This is a genomic window from Actinophytocola sp. (assembly GCF_035942955.1).
In the GTDB taxonomy this organism is placed as follows: domain Bacteria; phylum Actinomycetota; class Actinomycetes; order Mycobacteriales; family Pseudonocardiaceae; genus DASYTH01.
Map to the genome: position 1 here is coordinate 1 of NZ_DASZCQ010000352.1, position 3,618 is coordinate 3,618.

Sequence of the window (3,618 nt, forward strand, 5' to 3'; positions counted from 1 at the left end):
CCGGCCCAGGTATGCCGAGGCCGCCAACCGAAGAACAAGATCTTCGGCGAAGTCAACTGGAACCGCCGATGAAGTGGTCGTCATACCTCAGCACGCTGAGCACAGCCCAGTCACCCAGCAAATCGATCACGCTGGCAGCGGTAGAAGAGGACGTGCCGGTCTCGGGTTGGTGCCGGCTCTAGGCACGGGCAGGCCGGTTCTTCTCGTGGGCGCAACAGGGCTGATGTGGGTGGCGATATCTGGGGTGACGCCCTGAGTGAATGGGGGGACCTTGACTGCCCCTGTCTTTCGTGGTTTGCACAGTTTATTGAGAGTGATTCACCAACTGCTGGACCGTCCTCGGTGGTCACGGGTGGCGCGTGCGGGGTGGCGCGGGGACCGGCCGCTGCCACTGATCTGCCTGATCGGAGACCCGCCGGCGGCGGAGTTTCTGAGCGAGCTGGCTCGGCGGATCGGTGAGGCCGATCCACCCAAAGTGCTGTTTGCCAAGGCAGACGCGGCGGCCGGCGCGGCCATGGCCGATCACCCGGATAGCGAAGAACATGCGGCGGATGGCGCCATGCGGCTGGGGCCTCCGCTGTTGCCGTTGCTCGAGGTCCTGCGGGACCGGTTGGCCGAGGACCGGTTCGGAAACCAGCGGGTGCGGCGGTTTAGTCACTTCACCCTCGTCGACCGGCTGACCAGGCAGCAGGTACATCCGGGCGAGAGTCGCCGGGAACGCGCCGAGATCGCCGAGCTGCTGGTGGCTTGGCACGGTCGACGATCGGATCCGGAGAAGACCCGGGCCGAGGCGACCGCGGCGGCAAGGGCGGCGCTCCCGCTGTGGGTGCAGATCGTCGTCGCGGTCTTCGTGGCGTGGCACCGGCCGGTCCGGTACTGGCTGTGGTCGAGGCGGGTGTGGCCGTTCGGACGGGAACCTCGGTGGCTGATGCGGCAACGGTTCATGCTGCCCGGCCACTCCACCAGTTTTCTCGGGTTCGCCGAGCGGCTTACCGCCCGCCAGCGGGATGGGGAGAGCCTGGAAGAACTCAAGAAGCTGGTCGTGCACGCGTTCCTGCAAGACCTCAGGGTGGTATACGGCGCGGGCAAGCTGCGGCTACGGCGATGGCGGCGTACCGCCTACATCCTGGTGCTGCTCGACAGCATCACCGAGGACAACGGCGGCTGGGAGTTGCTGCGGCTGATCAACGACGTGCGCAACGAGTCCACCGACCACGACCCTCTCCTCATCGTGGCGACGGCGGCGCGACTGCCCGACTGGCTGGCGGAGGGCCGTACATTGCAGCCGGTGCACCGCGTCCAGACTGAGCTTGACACCTGGCTCGAGTGGCTTCCGGTCCGCAGGCAGTCCCTGAGCGATGACGCACGCTTCATCACCATCCGGACGCCGATCGCGCTTGACGGCCCACCCAGCGACGCCGACGAGTCCGCCTGGTCCGCGCTGGGTCACATCCGCCCCAGGCCGGTCCCCGTTCCCGCGCGCCGCTCGTTCCTGCTGGCCGCCCTGACGGCCGCGGTCACGGCGACTGCCCTCACCGGCGGGTCATGGCTGTGGCCGAGAATCGCGGGGAACTGCCTGCCGTCGCCGCGCTCCGGGGTTGCGGTGCAATGGTCCGCCGACGGGCGCGGCGGGGAATGCGTTGGATACAGCGACAATTCCGCCCAACTCTTCGGCGATGACGAGCGCATGCGGGCGGCACAGCGGGCCATCTTCGAACTCAACGAGACGGCCGAGGAGTTGCACGCGGTCGACCCCGAACGCCCACTCGTGGGCATCGTGTACTTCTCCGAGCTCACCAAACCGCGGGGTGAGCTGGGTTCCACGGACTCGGTCACCGAGCAGCTGACCGGTCTGCTCCTCCGCCAGGCACAGGCCAACATGCGGAGCGATCACAACGGTCCGCTGCTGCGAGTCATCGTGGCCAACGGGGGCTATCGCATGGGTCAGGCCCGCCAGGTGGTCGACGAGCTTCTGGCGCCGTTGTTCGAGACGGATGCCTCACTGATGGGCGTGGTCGGCATGGGCAGCACAGTCGATCCTGTCGAAAGCGCGATCGGGGCCTTGGGCGACCTGGGCGTCCCGGTCGTGGGCACGACACTGACCGGCGAAAGCGTCGCCGGCCGCTCGCCCATGTACTTCCAGCTCGTGCCGGGCAACAAGGCCCAAGCCCAACTGGTGAAGAAATACGTGGAACGAGAAGGAAAACCCCTCGACGTCTACCAGCCGAAGAACGTCACGGGCGATGGCTTCTTGCAGTCGCTGCACGACGAGATGGTCACGCAGGTCGGCGAGGCGCCATTCCGGTTCTGGGACGGTGCGGTGGCAACGGTGAAACCGACCTGCGGCACCGATCGCATCGCCTTCTTCGCCGGCAGGCAAGCCGACTTCGACGGATTTCTCGACCGGATCCTCGCCGAATGCGCCGCGAACCTACCGACCATTCTCGGTGGTGACCCGGTAGCCCGTTTCGTCGCCCAGTCGGACAAACGGGACAAGGCCTCCTATGCCGGGATTTCGATCTTGTATGTCTCCCTCGGCGGACTGGTCGTCCTCAAGAACCGGCATTGTCTGACGGCCACCCCTGCCTCGCAGGTCACACCGCTCTGCTCCAGCCTTCGTGACCTGCGGAATCCCCGGGACAAGGACAAGGAGGCGTGGCGCGGGTTCGGCGCACTTCTCAATCGGGCCAACATGCCGTGGATCGGCGAGCGCATCGGTATCGCCTACGACAGCGCCGGAGTGTTCCTCCACGCCGTCGCGCGGAACCAGACGGCCCGAAACCGGATAGACCCGAGCGGGCGGTCACCCAACCGAGCCGCGATCTCGCACGAACTGATCGAAATGTCCTGCCCGACATCACCCGACGCACCCCGCGGAAACTGTTACGACGGGGCATCCGGAGAAATCGACTTCCGCACAGGCCGAGCAGGACAATCGCGGCCCATCACGATCCTGCGACTTCCCAACGTCAAAGACATCGCCGAACCACCGGCCTGCGTGCTCATGCTCCCCTCCGACCCGGTGCATTGCCCGGGCTGAATCACGATCGATCAGCCCCCGACGCCATTCCGGAAGCGAATCGCTGATCACGGAGAACCTAGCCGGAGCACTCGCCCCCGATGCCCGAGCCGTTCCGCGACTATCGGGTCCGGGTAGCGCCGCGGGTTGACCGAGGTTTACTCCGAACTCGGCCGGATGCTATGGCACCCGGTGTCATTGCACGATGAGGCGGCAGCGGCCCCCATGCCGCGCCTGCTGTCGCTGATGACCGCGAACATGCGGGTGCGCCCGACTACCCAGCCGTGATCGACGCCGAGATCGCCGACATACTGCGCGGCGACATTCCGTCCTTCGGCACCACCGCGCGCGGCGGTGCCGGCTCGACGGGGCTGAGCGCTACGGGCTGTTACCCGACGTGGATCTCCTGGACGAGGCGCTGCACCGCTGGCGGAATGCCGACCTCGGGCTGGACCGATCATCGGCATGTTCGCGTGTTCGGTCGCCGTGGGGGGCTCGATGCCCGATCGGTGGCATAGACGATGTATTGGTCCTGCAGGTGGCGCAGCATTGATCGTAGCGGCGTTTGCGGCGGTCGATCGTCACGTACAAAGTGCTCG

2 protein-coding genes are annotated in these 3,618 nt (G+C 66.6%); both read left to right on the forward strand.

The window, feature by feature from the left end:
* Positions 1-352: 352 nt before the first annotated feature.
* A complete protein-coding gene (locus tag VGX25_RS34815; protein WP_326922242.1) occupies positions 353-3,040 on the forward strand; it encodes a hypothetical protein in 2,688 nt (895 codons plus the stop codon).
* A 263-nt stretch (positions 3,041-3,303) separates the two neighbouring features.
* Entirely contained in the window at positions 3,304-3,537 is a 234-nt protein-coding gene (locus VGX25_RS34820) for a hypothetical protein (protein ID WP_326922243.1), read from the forward strand.
* Positions 3,538-3,618: the final 81 nt, after the last annotated feature.